Source organism: Streptomyces sp. SID486 (assembly GCF_009865385.1).
In the GTDB taxonomy this organism is placed as follows: Bacteria; Actinomycetota; Actinomycetes; order Streptomycetales; family Streptomycetaceae; genus Streptomyces.
Window position 1 is genome coordinate 1 of the sequence record NZ_WWJT01000156.1, and the last position, 17,910, is coordinate 17,910.

Below are 17,910 nucleotides of genomic sequence, written 5' to 3' on the forward strand. Positions count from 1 at the left end.
GTCGTGGCCGAGGAGGGTGGCGAGGCCGTCCACGTCACCGGCCGAGAGCAGCAGGACCCGCTCGGGCTCGGCGACCCGCACGGACGCGGGCGCGGGGGTGGGCGCGGACGCCGCCGTGGGCTCAGGCGTGGCGGTAGTCGTGGGCTCAGGCGTGGCGGTAGACGTGGGCAGGGGCGCGGGAGCGGGCTCAGGCGTGGGCGCGGGCGCGGGCTCAGGTATGGGCGCGGACGCGGGCAGGGGCGTCGGGCTGGACTCAGGCGCGGACGCGGACGTGGGCAGGGGCGTCGGGCTGGGCTCAGGCGCGGACGCGGGCTCAGGCGGGGGCGAAGGCTCAAGCACGGGCGTGGACTCGGAGATTCCGTGTCGGGCTTCCGTCGGCACCGGCACCGGTTCCGGCACCGGTTCCGGCTCCGGGCGTGGCGCCGTCATCGGTACCGGTACCGACACCGGCACCGGTACCGGCACCGGACGGGCGGTGCCCGCCGAGCGGCCGAGGCCGAGTCCGGGACCGGTCACGGCGCCGGAACGCCCGTAGGGCGCCTCCTCCAGCACCACGTGCGCGTTGATCCCGCCGAACCCGAACGCGTTCACCGCGGCCCGCCGGGGCGGCTGCCCCGGGCCGGTCTCCCAGGGGCGGGCCCGGTCCAGGGTCCGGAAACGGGTGGCGGCGAGCGCGGGGTGCGGGTCGTCGCAGTGGAGGGTGGGCAGGAGGGTGCGGTGGTGCAGGGCGAGCGCGGCCTTGACCAGGCCGGCGACGCCCGCCGCCGGCATGGTGTGGCCGATCATCGACTTCACCGAGCCGAGCACCGGCCGCCGGTCCGCGTCCCGGTCCGCGCCCGGCCCGAACACCTCCGTCAGCGTGGTGAGTTCGGCGGAGTCACCGGCGGGGGTGGCCGTGCCGTGCGCCTCCAGCAGGCCGACCGAGTCCGCGGCGGCGGGGTCGAGCCCGGCGGCCCGCCATGCCTGGCGCACGGCCCGGCTCTGCCCGCCCGGGTCGGGGGTGACCAGCCCTGCCGTACGGCCGTCACCGGCCACGCCCGTGCCGCGGATCACCGCGTACACGCGGTCGCCGTCGCGTTCGGCGTCCGCGAGGCGTTTCAGTACGACGACCCCGGTGCCCTCACCGATGAGGATGCCGTCGGCGTCGCGGTGGAAGGGACGGATGCGCTCCGACGGCGACAGGGCGCGCAGCTGGGAGAAGACGCTCCACAGGGTGATGTCGTGGCAGTGGTGCACTCCCCCGGCCAGCATCAGGTCGCAGCGGTCGGTGGTGAGCGCGGTGACCGCCTGGTCGACCGCGACGAGGGAGGAGGCACAGGCCGCGTCCACGGTGTAGGCGGGGCCGCGCAGATCGAGGCGGTTGGCGATGCGGGAGGCGGCGAGGTTGGGCACCAGACCGATCGCGGCATCGGGGCTGTCGGGACCGAGCCGGTCGGTGAACGCCGTGCGGATGCGGTCGAGTTGGCCGGGGTCCAGGTCGGGTAACAGCTCGCCCAGTGTGCGGGTGAGCTGGTGGGCGGTACGCACCCGTTGGTCCAGCCGGGCCAGGCCGGGGGTGAGGTAGCCGCCGCGGCCGAGGACGACCCCGACGCGGTGCCGTTCGGGCAGCCGCCCCGGGCCGCCCGCGTCGGTGAGCGCGGCGGCGGCCACGTCCAGGGCGATGAGCTGGTCGGGCTCGGTGCCGGGCACGGAGGCGGGCATGATGCCGTGGCGGGTGACCTCCACCTCGGCCAGGCCGTCCACGAAGCCGCCGCGCCGGCAGTACACCTGGCCGGCGACGGCGGGGCCGGCGGCCGTGCCGGGGCGGTAGTAGTCGGCGTCCCAGCGGTTCGCCGGGACCTCGCTGATGGCGTCGGTGCCGTCCCGCAGATTGGCCCAGTAGGCGTCCAGAGCGGGGGCACCGGGCAGCAGCACCGCCATCCCGACGATGGCGACGGGTGCCTGACGTGACGTCATGTCACCAGCCCGAGGCGGTGTGGACGACGGTACGGACCGCCGGGTCTCCCCAGGCGAGTTCGCGCAGCAGGGCCGCGGTGCCCTCGTCCGGGTCGATCAGCGCGACCCCGCGCCGGGCGTACTCGCGGCCGAGTTCCGGGCCGACCATGCCGGGGTGGGCGCCGGCCGGCGCCCAGGGCCCCCAGTGGACGGTCAGCACGCGCCCCCCGGTGCGGACGGCACGGTCCGCGCCGAGCGTCGCCATCGCGTCGTTCGCGGCGGCGTAGTCGGCCTGGCCCCGGTTGCCGAGGACGGCCGCGATGCTGCCGAACAGCACGGTGAACGCCGGTGTGACGGGGAGGTCGTCCAGCGCGGCGAACAGCGCGGCAGCCCCGGCCGTCTTCGTCCCGTAGACCCGTTGGAAGGACTCGGGGCTCTTCTCGGCGATCAGCCGGTCCTCGATCACGCCGGCGGCGAAGACCACGCCGTCAAGCCGGCCGTGTTCGGCGTGGATCTCCTTGACGGCCCGCAGGACGGCGTCCCGTTCGCGGAAGTCGACGGAGCGGTACCGGGCCCGGCTGCCCAGGGCGGTGAGTTCGGCGAGCGTTGCGGTGATCTCCCGCTGGGCGAGGACCAGTTCCGCGGTGCGGTTGATCTCGGCGGGCCGTGGTGCGCCGGGTCCCGCGGCGATCGCGGCCCGCAGCTCGACGGGGGTGCGGGCCGCGGCGATGTGCGGGGCCTCGGGGGCGGTGGGCGCGGGGGTACGGCCGAGCAGTTCGATCCGGCACCGGCAGGCGCCGGCCAGCGTGGCCGCGAACCTCGCCGTGATACCCCGGGCGCCACCGGCCAGCAGCACCACGGAGTCCCGGTCGAGTCCGAGCGCGGCGGCCTCGGCCGCGCCGTCACCGGCGGGTCCGGCGCCGGTGGCGCCGAGCGGGCCGAGGGGCACCGGCACCAGGTCCAGGCCCCTGCGGTGTCCGGAGGTCGTGCGCAGTACGACGGGAGCGGGCTGCGGTGCGCACAGCTCGGCGAGCACCGCGTCGGCGACGGCCGCCGGGCGGGTGTTCTCCACCGCCAGCACCCGGGCGATGAGGTCCGGGTACTCGCGGCCGGCGCTGCGGATCAGCCCGTCCAGGCCGGCCGCGCGCAGTGCCCCGGCGCCGTCGGCGGCGCGTACGGCGAGGAGCAGGCGGGGGCCGTGGGCGAGGGCCGCGCGGAGCACCGGGAAGGCGTCCGGCAGCACGGGGTGCTCCGGCCCCGGGAGCGCACCGGGCAGCGGGCCGGCGAGCGCACCAGGCAGCGGGCCGGGGAGCGCGCCGAGGTACAGGACGCCGTGGACGGGTCCGTCGGCCGGTCCGAGGAGGTGGTCCTCGGACCGGATCACGGCTTCGGCGCCGCACCGGCTGAGCCGCGCCACGATCTCGGCCACCACGCCACCACCGACACCGCCGACACCGCCGTCGCCACCGCCGACACCACCCTCGCCGCCGCCGTCGCCGTCTCCGGTTCCGCCGTCGTCTGCGGTTCGGCCACTGGCTCCGGTTCCGCCGTCGTCTCCGATTCCGTCACCGAGGAGGACGAACCGGCGGCCCTTCAGGTCGGTGGCCGGGTCCGGCTCGGGCAGCGGGACGGGCCGCAGCTCGCAGCGCTGGGGTGCGACGCCGAGGGGGACCTCCGGCGCGGTGCCGGCTTCAGGACCCGGCACCGGCCGCACTTCCGGCACCGGACCGGACAGCGGCACATCCGATACCGGACCGGACAGCGGCACATCCGATACCGGACCGGACAGCGGCACGTCCGATACCGGCCTCGACCCCGGCGACACACCCGACACCAGACCGGACCCCGGGGACACTCCCGGTACCGGACCGGGCCCCGGCGGCGCGTAGGTCTCCGCTCCCAACTCCTTTTGGTCGGCGGGAGCTTGGCCGCCGCCGCCGTCTTCGGCCGCACCGGTCCGCGCCGTCAGCCATTGCGTCACCGCCGCCGCGGTACGCGCTTTGGCCAGTTCTTCCAGCTCCGTGTCGCCCAGCAGCTCGGCGCCGCCGGCGATGCCCAGGCGCTGGGCCAGTTCGCCCGCGATCTCGGCCCGCTTGATCGAGTCGATGCTCAGGTCGGCCTCCAGGTCGAGGCCGGGCTCGATCATGTCGACCGGGTATCCGGTGCGCTCGCTGATGACCTCGCGCACGACCCGTGCCACGTCGTCCGTCGCCGTCACCGTCGGCACCACCGGCACCACCGGCACCGGCGTCACCTGAGCCGCAGGGTCCGATGCCGTCTCCGCCGGCCAGGGGCGCCCGGCATCGGTGGTCTCCAAAACCGCTGCCTGCGCGGCCGGTGCCACGGGGGCGGCCGGTGCGCCGGGTGCCGGTGCGCCGAAGTACGTGAGCAGCACGTCCCGCTGGGCGGCGATCATCTCGCGGCTGGTGCGCAGGAATTCGGAGATCAGCGCGTCCCGGTCGGCCGGGCCGCCGTTCGGCTGGTCGGACGTCACAGTCGCCTCCACTACGCGTCGGGCCGGCGCGAGGGCACCGGGCAGGAGTGCTCCGTCGGCCGTACGGACGAGGTGTCCGTCGACCGTCCAGCCGGGCCGCTTCGGCGCCGGGCCGCGCAGCGCGTCGACGGCGTCACGGCCACGCAGGAGCCACGCGGTGCGCACCGGCTGCCCGGCGACGGCGAGCCGGGCGAGCGCGTCGAGCCAGCCGGCCAGGCCGCTGTCGGGCCGCGGCTCGCAGGCGACCGTGCGATGCGGGCGGTCGCCGAGGATCCGGCCGACGAGCCGGGTGAGGACCGTGCCCGGGCCCGCCTCGACGAAGATCCGTGCCCCTGCCTCGTACATCGCCTCGATCTGGGCGGCGAACGCCACCGGGGCCCCGATCTGGGCGGCCAGTCCGGCGCGTACGGCGTCCGGGTCGGGCGGGTACGGCGTCGCGGTGCGGTTGGCCCAGACGGGGAACTCGGGTGCCCGGACCGGCTTGTCCGCGAGCACCTTGGCGAACCTCTCCCCCGCCGCGGCCACCAGCGGGCTGTGGAAGGCACACGCCACGGGGATGCGGCGCGCACCGAACCCGTCCGCGCGCAGGGCCCGTACGGCGGTGTCGACGTCGGCCGTGGGACCGGAGATCACCGTCTGCTCGGGCGAGTTGAGGTTGGCGACGACGACGGACGGGGGCGCACCGGCCCTGCGCAGGGCGCGTTCGACGTCCTCGCCGGGGGCGCCCACGGCGGCCATGGTGCCGGGGTCGTCGCCGGCCACCGCCAGGATCGCCGCGGCCCGCTCGGTGCTCAGCTCCAGCAGGGTCTCCGGATCGAGGGCGCCGGCTACGGCGAGGGCGACCAGCTCCCCGTAGCTGTGCCCGGCGGCCAGGTCGGGGTGGATGCCGGCCGAGGTGAGGAAGGCGTGTGCGGCGAGGCCCGTGATGCCGAGGGCGGGCTGCGCCGTACGGGTGTCGGTGAGGGCGGCCCGGTGGCGCTCACGGGCGGTGTCGTCGAAGGCGGCGGGCGGGAAGAGGCGGTCGGCGTGGGCGCGGCCGAGGTGCAGATAGTGCCGCAGCTCGGGCAGCGCTACGAGGAGTTCACCGAGCATGCCGGTGCGCTGGCTGCCCTGCCCCGGGAAGAGGAAGGCGACCTGACCGACGGCGGCGTCCGCACGGCCGGCCCCGGCCCCGGCCCCGGCAGCCGGGTCCAGGCGGGCCGTCCCGCCTGCCGAGCCCATACGGTCGGCTCCGGCAGCCGAAACCACCTGATCGGCTCCGCCGGACGAGCCCACGTGGTCGGCTCCGGCAGCCGGGCCCGCGTGGCCGTCCCCACCGCGGAGCTCCGCGAAGTGAACACCCCTGTCGGGGTCCGCGACGTGAATGCCGCCTTCGGGGTCCGCGAGGCGGACACCCCCGCCTGAGTCCGCGAAGTGGATCCCGGCGTCCGCGCCGGCGTCCGCGTCCAGGTCTCCCGCCACGATGCGCCGGAGCTGTCCGATCAGCTCCCCGGTGTCGCGGGCCACGGTCGCCGCCCGCACCGGATCGTTCGAGGTGTCGGCGAGCCGGGCCGCCGCCAGGGCGAGATCGCGCAGCCGCCAGGGACTGCCCTCCGACTCGGCGGCCCGGAGCAGCTCCTCGGCCGCCCGGCGGGCCGCCGCCATGTCCCGGCCCCGGAAGAGGAACAGTTCGGCGGGCCAGGCGTCCAGGGCCTGCCGCGGTGGCGGGGCGTCTCCGTGTGCCGCCAGCACCGCGTGGAAGTTGGTGCCGCCGAACCCGAACGCGCTGACACCGGCGAAGCGTTCGGCGGCCGGCGCGGCCCAGGGGCGGGCACTCGTGTGGAAGACGAAAGGGCTGTCCGCCTCGTCCCAGGCGGGGTTGGGCCGCTCCAGGTGCAGGGTCGGCGGCTTGACCCCGGTGTACAGCGCCAGGGTGGTCTTGATCAGCCCGGCGAGTCCGGCGGCACACTTGGTATGCCCGATCTGCGATTTCACCGAGCCCACAGCACAGCCTCCGGTCGCGGCGCCCGCTTCGGAGAACACCTCGCCGAGCACGGAGAGTTCGGTGCGGTCACCGACGACGGTCCCGGTGCCGTGCGCCTCCAGCAGACCGACCGCGGCCGGCGGCACACCGGCATTGCGGTACGCCCGCTCCAGCGCGGCCCGCTGGCCTTCGGGGCGTGGCGCGGTCAGGCCGAGGGAGCGGCCGTCGCTGGCGGATCCGAGTCCCTTGACCACGCCGTAGACACGGTCGCCGTCGCGTTCGGCGTCCGCGAGCCGTTTGAGGACCACACAGGCCACGCCCTCACCGAGGGCGATGCCGTCGGCGGAGGCGTCGAAGGCACGGGACCGGCCGGTCGGGGAGAGGGCGTGGACGGAGGAGAACAGGACGTAGTCGTTGATGCCGTTGTGGAGGTCGGCGCCACCGCACAGGACGACGTCGCTGGTGCCGCAGACGAGTTCCTTGCAGGCCACGTCCAGGGCGGCGAGCGAGGAGGCGCAGGCCGCGTCGACCGTGTAGTTGGCGCCGCCGAGGTCCAGCCGGTTGGCGATCCGGCCGGAGATGACGTTGGCCAGCATTCCGGGGAACGAGTCCTCGGTGAGTCGGGGCAGCTGCTGCTCTAGTCCGTCGGGGACCGTGCCGTAGTAGGACGGGAGGACGGCGCGCAGGGTGGCGGCGTTGGACAGGTCGCTGCCCGCCTCGGCACCGAAGACGACGGAGGTGCGCGAGCGGTCGAACTCCCGTCCTCGGTCACCGTATCCGGCGTCGTCCAGCGCTCTGCGGGCCGCTTCGAGGGACAGCAGCTGGACGGGTTCGATGCTGCCGAGGGAGGCGGGCGGGATGCCGTAGGACAGCGGATCGAAGGGTACGGGAGGCAGGAAGCCGCCCCACTTCGAAGTGGTGCTGCCGGCGGTGTGGTGCACGGCCGGGTCCCAGCGGTCGGGCGGGACCTCGGTCACGGCGTCGCGTCCGGCCACGACGTTCGCCCAGAAGGTGGCGAGGTCGGGGGCCTGCGGGAACATACAGGCCATGCCGACGATCGCGATGTCGAGCGGCGGGGGCGCCGACGGCTGCGGGCGGGAGCGGGCGCGGCCCCGCGCCCCGGCACGGGCGGCCCCGGCGACGTCGGCCCCCTCCACCACTCCCACGGCACCGACAGCTCCCACGGCATCGACAGCTCCCGTGGCACCCATGGCTCCGCCGGCACCCACGGCACCCGGCGCACGTGCGGCCCGTACGACGCGTGCAGCCTCCGCGGCCCACGCAGCCTCCGCGGCCCGCGCAGCCTCCGCGGCCCGGGCGGTCAGGAAGTCGGCGGCGCCCCCGGTCACCGCGTGGTGGAGGGCCGGCACGGTGGTGGGTGTCGAGCGCAGGACGGCGACCTGACCGGCCATGAACAGCCCTGACTCCAGCTGCCCTTCCTCGTCGACGTGCCGCAACTCGCCGTCCTCGGCGCGGGTCAGGCCCTTGCTGGCGATGCGCAGCCGCCCGACGTTGAGCCGCTCCAGCCGCTCCCAGACCTCCCGGTCGGGCACACCCCGCGCACACAGCTCGGCCTCCCGCGCGCGGTAGTCGCGGGTGAAGGGGCTCGGCACGCAGCGGGTGGCGTGGCCGGGCGCGGTCTCCAGCAGCGCGGTCGCGGTGGCGTCCAGCACCTGTCGCTGGAACACCGGCCGGACGGCACCTCGGGCGACCGCCTCCTCGGTGAACAGGTAGGCGGTGCCCATGAGCAGGCCGACGGCGGCACCCCGGGCGGTGAGCGGTGCGGCCAGCGCGGCGACCATCGCCGCGGACCGTTCGTCGTGGATGCCTCCCGCGAAGAACACCTCCAGCCGGCCCGCCGCTCCGCCGCCCGCCCCCGCACCCGCTTCGGCGTGGGTGACGGCGTCGGCGTCGGCGTCGGCTTCGGCTTCGGCTTCGGCTTCGGCCAGGAAGTCCTCCAGGACGGCGAGCTGGGCCTCCCAGAGCGGGAAGGAGGCCCGCGGTCCGACGTGACCGCCGCACTCCGACCCCTCGAAGACGAACCTGCGCACGCCGGCGGCGAGGTACTGGCGCAGCAGTCCGGGCGAGGGCACGTGCAGGAAGGTACGGATCCCGGCCCGCTCCAGCGCCTCGGCCTGGGCGGGCCGGCCGCCCGCGATGACCGCGTGCGTGGGCCGCAGCTCCCGTACGGCCTCCAGCTGCGCGTTCCTGATGTCCTCGGGGGCGAAGCCGAGCACGCCCACGCCCCAGGGCCGGCCGTCCAGCACGGCACGCGCCTCGGTGAGCATCTCCCGGGTCCGCGCCGCGTCGGCCAGGGCCAGCGCGAGGAACGGCAGTGCCCCGCCCTCGGCCACGGCTGCGGCGAACCCCGCCTGGTCGCTGACCCGGGTCATGGGCCCCTGCGCGATCGGCAGCGGGGTGCCCAGCGCACGGCTCATGGCCGACCCGGGCCGCAGGGCGGTGTCCGGCGACGGGGTGGGCGCGGCGGCCCCGCCGACCGCCTCCCCCACGGCCGCCGACAGGCCCCGCACGACTCCCCGCACATCCCGCCACAGCTCGGCGAACCGGGCGGCGAGGAAACCGTCCTGGCCCACCGGGAGCAGCCGGCCGCGCGGCTCACGGGCCCCCAGCAGGGCCGCGACCGCTTCGGGGTCGTCGGCGGGCGGTCGCGCGGCGCCCGGACCGCGGCGCCGCAGCACCCGGTGTCCGCCAAGGAGCACGGTCTCCGAACCGTCCAGGGACCGCAGCACCGCCCGCACCCCTTCGGGAAGCTCCGACTCGGGCAGCAGGGCGAGTTGGGAGTCCAGGACGACTCCGGCCGCACCACCCGCGACGGCGGCGGCAGCCGTACGCGGGCCGATGCCGCCGCAGGCCCACACCGGGATGCCGGCCGGGTCCGCTTCGGGCAGCAGCTGTTGCAGCAGGACGAACGTGCTCAGTTCACCGACCCGGCCACCGCTCTCGCTTCCTCGGGCGATCAGCCCCCGCGCACCCGCGCGGATGGCGGCGCGGGCCTGTCCGAGGTCGGTGACCTCGGCCAGCACCCTTTGGTCCGGCGGCAGTTCGGCCGCCGTCCACCGTGCGTCCGGGGTGAGGACCACGGTGTCCACGGCGCCACCGAGGTCCGCCGGGGTGAGGGCGCAGCGCCCGGTCACCCGTATGCCGAAGGGGCCCGGCGCCGCCCCTCTCAGCCGGGACAGCTGGTCACGGGATCTTCGGTCGCCGGTGCCCAGGTCCAGGATGCCGAGCGCGCCCGCGGCCGATGCGGCGGCGGCCAGGGCGGCGTCCGGTTCCCCGAAGGGGGTGAGGCACAGGATCAGGTCATGGGCACGCACAGGGGAGGTCATGATGCTCCGGCACGATCGGCGAGACAGCACGGTGGGGGGTATGTGCGGCGAGACGCTCTGGTGCGAGGGCACCGGAAACTAGCGAGGTGCTACTCACGGGTCAATAACGCCGCGACCTTTGTCCGCGCGGTGGCGCCGATTCGGCCAGTCCACCGAATCCCGCGCAAGAGGAGCAAACTCCTGCAATTGTCTGCACGGGTGGGGCGACAGGACCGTAGGGCCACGTGTGCCACACCGGCACAAGTCCGTCAAACCGAGCGCGCGCTTCACCGGGGACCCACCCGCGCGCCATGTGCCGGGACATCCGGCCGGAGTCTGTAAATTCCCCGTGACGTCGGCCCGGTGGCTCGAACCGGGCCGACGGGATACGGACACGACGGCGTGAGACCGTCACATCTCCTCAGCGTGCGAGCGGGTCCGGCCCACACGGACCGGCCGCGGCCCCCGTGCCACCGCCGGGCGGCCCGGACGCGTCGGGCGTTCCCCGCACGTCCGGCACGCTCGGCCCCAGCGCCCACCGCTGCTTCCGCGAACCGTCGCGGGCCATGACGCCGACCGCGCTGCCGGAACGGCCGGAGACGCCCGGCCGACCGGAACCCGCCGCAAGGGCGAGACCGTGGTGCAGGCGGAGCAGGATCTCACCGCGCACCGTGAAGTCGTACGACACCTCCCCGGCGGCGGCCACGCAGTCGGCCAGGGCCACGCGCCTCGACCCCGGGTCCGCGGCGAGGCAGAGGGCGGGGTCGGCGGCGCTGCGCAGCAGGCCGTCGTCCCGGTACGACCACTGCTGCGAGGCGGCCGTCGAGCACGGTGCGAGCCGGACGCCCGCGGTCGCCGCGAGCCGGCCCAGGCGCACGTCCAGGCACAGCCCGGAGGCGAGGCCGCGCAGGGCACCCCGGCCTACCTCGGTGGGAGCGCCGACGGGCGCGGTGGCGGGCACGGTGGCGGGGCGGGTGCCGGTGGCGGGGCGGGTGCCGGTGGCGGTGCCGCCCGGCCGCACGGTGCCTGCGACGGGCGCGCCCCAGGTGGCACCGGTGGCGGGGACAGCGTTGTCATCGGACCAGCTTCTGGCCACGAGGACGGTGGCGAGCAGCGCGAGGGAGGTGAGTCCGACACCGAGGGCCACCGCCACCGGGTGCCGGCGCTCGGGTCCGGTGCGGTGCCGACGCTCCGGGCCGGTCCGATATCGGCGCTCGGGCCCGGTGCGGTGCCGACGCTCGGGTCCGGTGCGGTGCCGGCCTCCGGAGACGGGGGCACCCGGCTGCGACCCGGGTGGGGGCGCGGGCGGCCACTCCTCGGGAGCGACGCGCCCCGGCCGGGAGTCGAGGTAGCGGCGGGCGCCCCAGCCGAGCACCGTCTCGGCGAGCAGCAGGGGCAGTCCGTCCTCGAACCGGCCCAGTTGTTCGGCGGCGTACCGGCAGTGGGCGCAGACCGTCAGATGCCGGCGGACCTCCGGCAGGAGGGCGCCGCCACGGCGGATGGGGACGTCGAGGAGCCGGTTGTAGAAGCGGCATTCCGGGGTCGGCGCGAGTTCCCGGTGGGCGCGTACGCAACCGGCCCGGAATTGCTCACGCGCCTGCGCCAGGGCGGTCGTCGCGGTGGCGGCGTCTATGCCCAGCAGACCGGCGGGTATGTTTATGGCTTCGGCTTCGGCCTCGGCGTGCCAGAGAAGACATTGGGATGCGCCGGGAAGCGCACGGAATGCGCGGTCGGCGAGCCACCTGCTTTCCGGCGGTCCGGGCTTTGTCGCGCGCAGCCCCCGACCGCCGGTGGTTTTGCGCAATTCAGACAGAGCGACGCAGGCCGCGTCGTCCCCGGCCCAGGCGCGGACGGTGTCGCGCACGGCGACGAGCAGCTGGGGACGCAGGGCCCCGCCCGTCACCCCGCCCGCCATCCGGCCGAGCACTTGGTGGAAGGCGGCGGTGGCCACCAGTTGGGCGCTGGAACCGGCCGCGGCCAGGCAGACCACGGCGTAGTCGCGGGTGGGCCGCCAGTGCCGGGCGAGCAGCAGGGCGACGGCGTGGTGGTGGCCGTCCTCCGGGCCGTTCAGCCGCGCGACGAGGGTGTGGTCGGACTCCCCGGCCGGGCCGGGTACGGAGGGCGGATAGGGCGGGCGTGGGGGGTGAGGGGACTGCACGGAAATGTTTCCTTTCCAGCCGCAGGACCGCATGCGCACTGACGTCCTGGCGGAGAACAGTGCCTGATTGGTGCATACCTAAAGGGCCGGCTCGACGTCGGCGTCCGCCTTTGCCCTCCCGCGGGGAGGCTCACCTTGGCACAGTCGGCTCACGGGAAACAAGGAGCGGGAATGGCCCCGGTGACAACGTCGGTGAATTGCCCGGGGGTTACCGTCGGTATCCTCAGGAGGGGCTCAGATCGCCGGCCGACTTCCCGGCCGACCGTCCCCGCGCAAAAGGCGGATGGCACACGAGATCTCCGCCTTCCCGGCACGTTCGGCCGGGTCACCCACAGCCCCTTCCCATATTCCTCCGGGCGCGCTCTCATCCGCGTACTCCAGCATGGGCCGCATGATCGCCCCCCAGCACTCCAGCATGGACCGCTTGATCGCTTCCCGGACCTCGGCAACTCCCGCCCCGCGCCGCACCGTTCGCAAAGCCGTCGTACCGGCGGCCGGGCTCGGCACCCGGTTCCTGCCCGCGACCAAGGCCACGCCGAAGGAGATGCTGCCGGTCGTCGACAAGCCGGCCATCCAGTACGTCGTCGAGGAGGCCGCCGCGGCCGGTCTCGACGACGTCCTCATGGTCACCGGCCGGCACAAACGGGCCATCGAGGACCACTTCGACCACGCCTTCGAACTGGAGCAGGCACTGGTGGCGAAGGGAGACACCGCGCGTCTGGACGCCGTACGCGGTCCGGCGCGGCTCGCCGACATCCACCACATCCGCCAGGGCGACCCGCTCGGCCTCGGCCACGCCGTGCTGTGCGCCAGGCACCACGTCGGGAACGAGCCCTTCGCGGTCCTGCTCGGCGACGACCTGATCGATCCGCGCGAGACGCTGCTGAGCCGCATGCTGGAGGTCCGCGACCGGTACGCGGGCAGCGTGGTGGCGCTGATGGAGGTCGACCCGGCCCGGACGCACCTCTACGGCTGTGCGGCGGTGGAGCCGGCGGGCGGCGACGACGTGGTCCGGGTGACCGACCTGGTGGAGAAGCCGGCCCCCGGGACCGCGCCGAGCCGCTACGCGGTGATCGGCCGATACGTCCTCGAACCGGCCGTGTTCGACGTCCTGGAGCGGACTCCGCCGGGCCGCGGCGGCGAGATCCAGCTGACCGACGCCCTGCGGCAGCTGGCGGCGCGCGGCACGGTGCGCGGGGTGGTCTTCTCGGGCCTGCGCTACGACACCGGCGACAAGGCCGACTACCTGCGCACGGTGGTGCGCCTGGCCTGCGCCCGTCCGGACCTCGGCCCCGGGTTCACCCACTGGCTCAAGGAGTTCGCCGCGGGTCTGCCCGCCACCGCGGCCGAGCCGGCCGGCCACCGCCGGACCGCCCGGGGCGACGCCGTGCACGTCCCGCCGACATCCGGTCAAACCCTGGCCGACGCACCGCTGCACCCTTTCTCACCCGGGAACGTTGCGTGATGCTCTGCTCACCGGGGGAGCACAGGCCGGCACGAACAATCCACGGAGGGACAGACGATGCCGCTCGGAAGGATCGCCGTCTACAACGAGACGGAGGGCGTGGGCATCATCACCGACGAGGCCGGTGAGAGGCGCCCCTTCTCCGGCATGGAGACGCAGACCACCCGCGAGGGCCAGCGGGTGGCCTTCGAGGTGGTCGGCGCGAAGGCCACCAACGTCATCGTCGTCCGATGAAGGCCCGCACCACCACCCGGTGAAGGCCCGCACCACCACCCGATGAAGGGCCACGCTTCCGCCGCACGACGGGGGCGGGACAGCCGCGTTCCATGAAGGCCCGCACTTCCGCCGCTCGGTGACGGCCCGCACTTCCGCCGCTCGGTGACGGCCCGCACTTCCCCCGCTCGGTGACGGCGGGACCGGCGCCGCTCGCCGAAGGTCCGGCGCACTCGGCGTCGCCCCGCCGGCCGGGCAACGGCCGACGCCCCGCCCCCTCCGCCCTGGCGAGGCATCGGGGGCGGGGCGTCAGGCCGTTCAGCCGCTGCGGCTCACTGCCCCTGGTCGGCCGGCCGGAGCGTCCACAGGACGCTCATCTCGCCCGTGACGGCACCGTCCGCGCGCCGGATCTCGATCGACACCGGGAACTCGGGGCGCCGACCCGCGTCCAGTTCCGCGATGACGTCCGCGGCCGGGCGGCCCAGCGTCGCGGTCGCGGTGACGGCACCCATCGCCAGCTTCTTGTAGGCGATCTCGGCCCGCACGGCGAGCGGCACGGCACGCGAGAGCTGGTCCCCGAAGGCGGCCAGCACGATGGCGCCGCTCGCCGACTCCCCGAGGGTGAACATCGCACCGGCGTGCGGGCCGCCCACGTGGTTGTGGTACTCGCTCTGGTCCGGCAGGGACAGCACGGCCCTCTCGGGCGTGGTCTCCAGGAACTCCAGGTTCAGCGTCCGGGCCATGGGCACGGTGGCGGCGAGCATCTCGCCGATCGACATCTGGTCTGCGGTCATGACCGGCATGTTACTCACGAGTAGCCGGACCTGGCCAGTGAAGCCCACTAGGGTTACTGGCCATGTGGCCAGATCAGCAGCCGCCAGGGGGCGCGCAGAACCCGCAGCACAACCCGTACCAGCAGCCGGGACAACAGCCGGGTCAGCAGCCGGGTCAGCAGCAGCCGAACCCGTACCAGCAGCCCGAACACCCGCAGCCGAACCCCTACCAGCAGCCCGGATACCAGCAGTATCCGCAAGCCGGCCAGTACGGACAGCAGCCGCAGGACGGCCAGTACGCACAGCAGCAGCCGGGCCCGTACGGTCAGCAGCCGCAGTGGGGGCAGCCCACCGCACCCATCCCCCAGCCCCCGCAGGGCGGCGGCCGCACGAAACTGGTCGCGATCATCGCGGCCGCGGCCGTCGTGGTCACCGCCGCCGTGACCGGTTTCCTGGTGCTGGGCGGCTCCAAGGACGACAAGGCGGACGACGGCAAGGAGCAGCAGCACACGAGCCCGACGCCGACGGCCACCGCGTCGTCCGCGCCGCCCACCTCGTCCGCGACCGACAACCCGCGGGCCGGCGAGACGGAGAAGCCGACCGTCGCGGGCTGGAAGGTCGTGATCAACCCCAAGTACGGCACGGCCTTCGACGTCCCCGCCGACTGGGAGGTGGAAAAGCCGGGCGTCTTCACCTTCTTCGAGGACAAGAAGAAGGGCGACGGCTCGGCGTACATCGGCTTCTCGGGGCCCGCGTTCCTGAAGCCGGACTACTGCACCTCCGTGGTGAACGGCACGAAGGGGACGAGCTCCCTCGCGGGCAGCGGCACGAAGGGCGAGAACGGCGCCAAGGACACCGCCAGCATCGCCCGGGGCGACTCGGCCACCTTCGCGTTCGGCGGCTACACCGACCAGTCCGAGGCCGCCAAGAAGTACCTGCGGATCGGCAAGGCGAAGTCCTTCCAGACGCGGTCGGGACTCAAGGGCAGTGTCGCGACCTCGTACGTCCTCGGCGTGCCGAAGAAGGACAAGTGCGACACCGACGGCAAGGCCATCACGTTCGCCTTCAAGAACTCCACCGGCAGCTTCGTGTCGTGGAGCCTGTACGGCGCCAAGGGCGTCAAGGACGAACTGTCGGACGCGACCATCGACAAGATCCTCGGCTCGGTACGGCTGCACGGCGACCCGGTGGTGCAGTGACCCGCACGCGGTCCCGGTCCACGCTGCGGCGGTCCGGGACCGCCCGGGCGGTCCGGCCGGCGGGGCGCGTGCGCGAAGACCGCGGACACCCCGGAAGCGGAAGCTCATGTTCTATGGCGTCGGTCACAGCACTTCACCGACGGACCGGCACGCTTAGTAGAGGCGATATGGCGGGCATCCGGGGATTTGCCCTTCTTGGGCTGGATGTGGATCTTGCCGCTCCCCCCGGCTCCCCTCCGGGCGCCCCGCACGCCCGTCGCCCCGCGGCGCAAGGCTTCTGACGCCGCGACAGCTCTTACTCCAGCCCGCCGTGCGCGGACCGGACGCCCCTGCACCGCCCCGGCGAGATCCCGGGACCTACGAGGCGACGTAGTGGCCGGGACCCGTTGCGCTCCCTGTCGAGCCGTCCTAAGAATGACGACCCACAGGACGTCGCCGCAGTTCACGACCGGTGTTCACCCAGAGCCGACCGCTCATCGGGGGCTCGGCGCCACCGAGTGAGTAGGAGCCCCCACATGAAGACCTCCCGAACGTCCGCGAGACTGCTCGCCCTCGGCCTGGGTCTGGCCGCCGGCACGCTGGGCGCGGCGGTGCCGGCCGGCGCGCGGACGGCCGACACCCCGCCCGGGGCCACCGGTACCTCCGTGGCGCGGTACACCGGGACGGCCGAGGAGGCCACGGACAACAAGGCGTTCTTCGAGGCCGTGCTCAAGTCCGTCGCCGAGAAGCGTGCCGCCGCCCAGCCGAACGCGCAGGCGGTGACCGTCTACTACAACGCCTCCCAGGCACCGAGTTTCCGTTCGCAGATAACGAGCGCGGCCTCGATCTGGAACAGCTCCGAATCCGACGTGAAGCTCCAGGAGGCGTCGACCGGTGCTGCCGACTTCTCCTACCGCGAGGGCAACGACCCGCGCGGTTCCTACACCTCCACCGACGGCCACGGAAGCGGCTACGTCTTCCTCGACTACACCCAGAACCAGCAGTACGACTCGGTCCGCGTCGTCACCCACGAGACCGGGCACGTGCTGGGCCTGCCGGACGACTACGGCGGCCCGTGCAGCGAGCTGATGTCGGGCGGCAGCGCCGGCCCGTCCTGCACCAGCCGCTACCCGGACGCCACCGAGCGCTCACGGGTCGACCAACTGTGGTCCTCCACACCCGCACAGACCCCGGGTACGGCACCGGCACAGACCCCGGGCACGGCACCGGCACCGGCCCCGGCACCCGAAACCACCGGCCCGCTCGCGGGCGGTGCCGCCGGCGAGGGCGGGGAACCGGCCGGGGGCGGTGCGCAGGCCCCCGGCGCACCCGCGATCACCACGCCGGCACCCGGATCCGTCGTGATCCACATCGGCTGACCCGTGCCGGCGCGGACGGACCGGGCCGGCGGTCGCCCCGTCCGCGTCAGCCGATGCCGAACGCTCCGTCGGGGGGCTCGGGTGAGGGGACGGCGTCGGCGTCCTCGACCGGTCGCGCCGCTCCGGTGAACTCGGCGATCGCCGCGCCGTGTTCGACCCGCGCGGGGAAGGCGTCCGCCGCGGTGCGGCGGGCCAGGGCGGCGGTGTCGAGGGGCCGGTGCGAGGCGGCCACCACCGCGTTGCCGAACCGCCGCCCGCGCAGCACCGCCGGTTCGGCGATCAGCGCCACCTCCTCGAACACCGCCGACAGGTTGGCCAGTTGGGAGCGCAGAAAGCCGAACGGTGCCGCGTCGGCGAGGTTGGCCAGGTAGACCCCGCCGGGTCGCAGCACCCGCTCGGCCGTGCGGACGTAGGCGAGTGTGGTGAGGTGGGCCGGCACCCGGGACCCGCCGAACACGTCGGCGACCACCGCATCCGCGTGGTCGTCCGGCGCGGCCTCCAGCCAGGCCCGCGCGTCGGCGGCGTGCAGCGTGACGCCCGAGCCCGCAGGCAACGGCAACTGCTCGGTGACCAGCTCCAGCAGCTGCCCGTCCGCCTCGACCACGTCCTGCCGGGAGCCGGGCCGGGTGGCGGCCACGTACCGGGGCAGCGTGAGCGCACCTCCCCCGAGGTGCACGACGTCCAGCGCGTGCCCGGCCCCGCCCACGGTGTCGAGCACGTACCCCAGCCGCCTCGCGTACTCGAACTCCAGGTAGGCGGGGTCGTCCAGGTCCACATACGACTGCGGCGCCCCGTCGACCGTGAGCAGCCAGGCCCGCTCACGGTCGACGTCGGGCATCAGCTTGGCGGTGCCGTGGTCGGTCGTGCGGGTGACGGGTATCGATGCGTTCACCCGTCCATTGTGGGCGCTCGGACCACAGGATCACGCCGCCCGGTCAGAACCACAGGGCCACCCTGCACGTCGGACCACAGGGCCACCCCGCACGGTCAGACCACAGGGTCACCCCCCCCCACGGTCAAACCACA

Annotated in this window: 8 protein-coding genes and 1 pseudogene; 4 read left to right on the plus strand and 5 right to left on the minus strand. The window is 74.6% G+C overall.

Translation table 11 applies throughout. The features are described from left to right. The 3 genes from GT045_RS07550 to GT045_RS07560 all read right to left on the minus strand — a co-directional run. On the minus strand, nt 1-1,956 hold a 1,956-nt coding region (locus tag GT045_RS07550; protein ID WP_237538418.1), incomplete at its 3' end, for a polyketide synthase. 1 nt (nt 1,957) lies between these two features. Continuing rightward, nucleotides 1,958-9,739: a type I polyketide synthase gene (locus GT045_RS07555; protein ID WP_202527437.1), complete on the minus strand. Its 7,782-nt coding sequence runs from the start codon at nt 9,737-9,739 to the stop codon at nt 1,958-1,960. A 400-nt stretch (nt 9,740-10,139) separates the two neighbouring features. Next, nucleotides 10,140-11,876: an RICIN domain-containing protein gene (locus GT045_RS07560; protein WP_345942574.1), complete on the minus strand. Its 1,737-nt coding sequence runs from the start codon at nt 11,874-11,876 to the stop codon at nt 10,140-10,142. A gap of 415 nt (nt 11,877-12,291) precedes the next feature. Between GT045_RS07560 and galU the strand changes: the two genes are divergently transcribed. Further along, a complete protein-coding gene (gene galU, locus GT045_RS07565; protein WP_237538421.1) occupies nt 12,292-13,341 on the plus strand; it encodes a UTP--glucose-1-phosphate uridylyltransferase GalU in 1,050 nt (349 codons plus the stop codon). Nucleotides 13,342-13,398: 57 nt separating this feature from the next. After that, nucleotides 13,399-13,575 carry a hypothetical protein gene (locus GT045_RS38800; protein ID WP_202514985.1) on the plus strand — a complete coding sequence of 59 codons (177 nt, stop codon included), beginning with the start codon at nt 13,399-13,401 and terminating at the stop codon, nt 13,573-13,575. A 311-nt stretch (nt 13,576-13,886) separates the two neighbouring features. On the opposite strand, the gene GT045_RS07570 is transcribed toward GT045_RS38800, so the two are convergent. Beyond that, the gene (locus GT045_RS07570) at nt 13,887-14,348 is read right to left on the minus strand and encodes a DUF4442 domain-containing protein (protein WP_202527438.1); all 462 of its coding nucleotides are present in this window, start codon (nt 14,346-14,348) and stop codon (nt 13,887-13,889) included. Between the two features lie 62 nt (nt 14,349-14,410). Between GT045_RS07570 and GT045_RS07575 the strand changes: the two genes are divergently transcribed. Next, a complete protein-coding gene (locus tag GT045_RS07575) occupies nt 14,411-15,526 on the plus strand; it encodes a hypothetical protein (protein ID WP_161287241.1) in 1,116 nt (371 codons plus the stop codon). A 515-nt stretch (nt 15,527-16,041) separates the two neighbouring features. After that, nucleotides 16,042-16,680: pseudogene (gene snpA / locus GT045_RS07580) on the plus strand (snapalysin); the annotation flags it as partial. 250 nt (nt 16,681-16,930) lie between these two features. Here the strand turns inward: snpA and GT045_RS07585 are convergent. Further along, nucleotides 16,931-17,776, minus strand: coding sequence for a fused MFS/spermidine synthase (locus GT045_RS07585; RefSeq protein ID WP_161333691.1), 846 nt, complete (start codon nt 17,774-17,776; stop codon nt 16,931-16,933). Nucleotides 17,777-17,910 lie beyond the last annotated feature (134 nt).

Bases quoted from the DNA above. Each gene is read 5' to 3' on its own strand.
- GT045_RS07555 (WP_202527437.1), bottom strand. From the start codon at position 9,739: ATGACCTCCCCTGTGCGTGCCCATGACCTGATCCTGTGCCTCACCCCC.
- galU (WP_237538421.1), top strand. From the start codon at position 12,292: ATGGACCGCTTGATCGCTTCCCGGACCTCGGCAACTCCCGCCCCGCGC.
- GT045_RS38800 (WP_202514985.1), top strand. From the start codon at position 13,399: ATGCCGCTCGGAAGGATCGCCGTCTACAACGAGACGGAGGGCGTGGGC.
- GT045_RS07570 (WP_202527438.1), bottom strand. From the start codon at position 14,348: ATGACCGCAGACCAGATGTCGATCGGCGAGATGCTCGCCGCCACCGTG.
- GT045_RS07575 (WP_161287241.1), top strand. From the start codon at position 14,411: ATGTGGCCAGATCAGCAGCCGCCAGGGGGCGCGCAGAACCCGCAGCAC.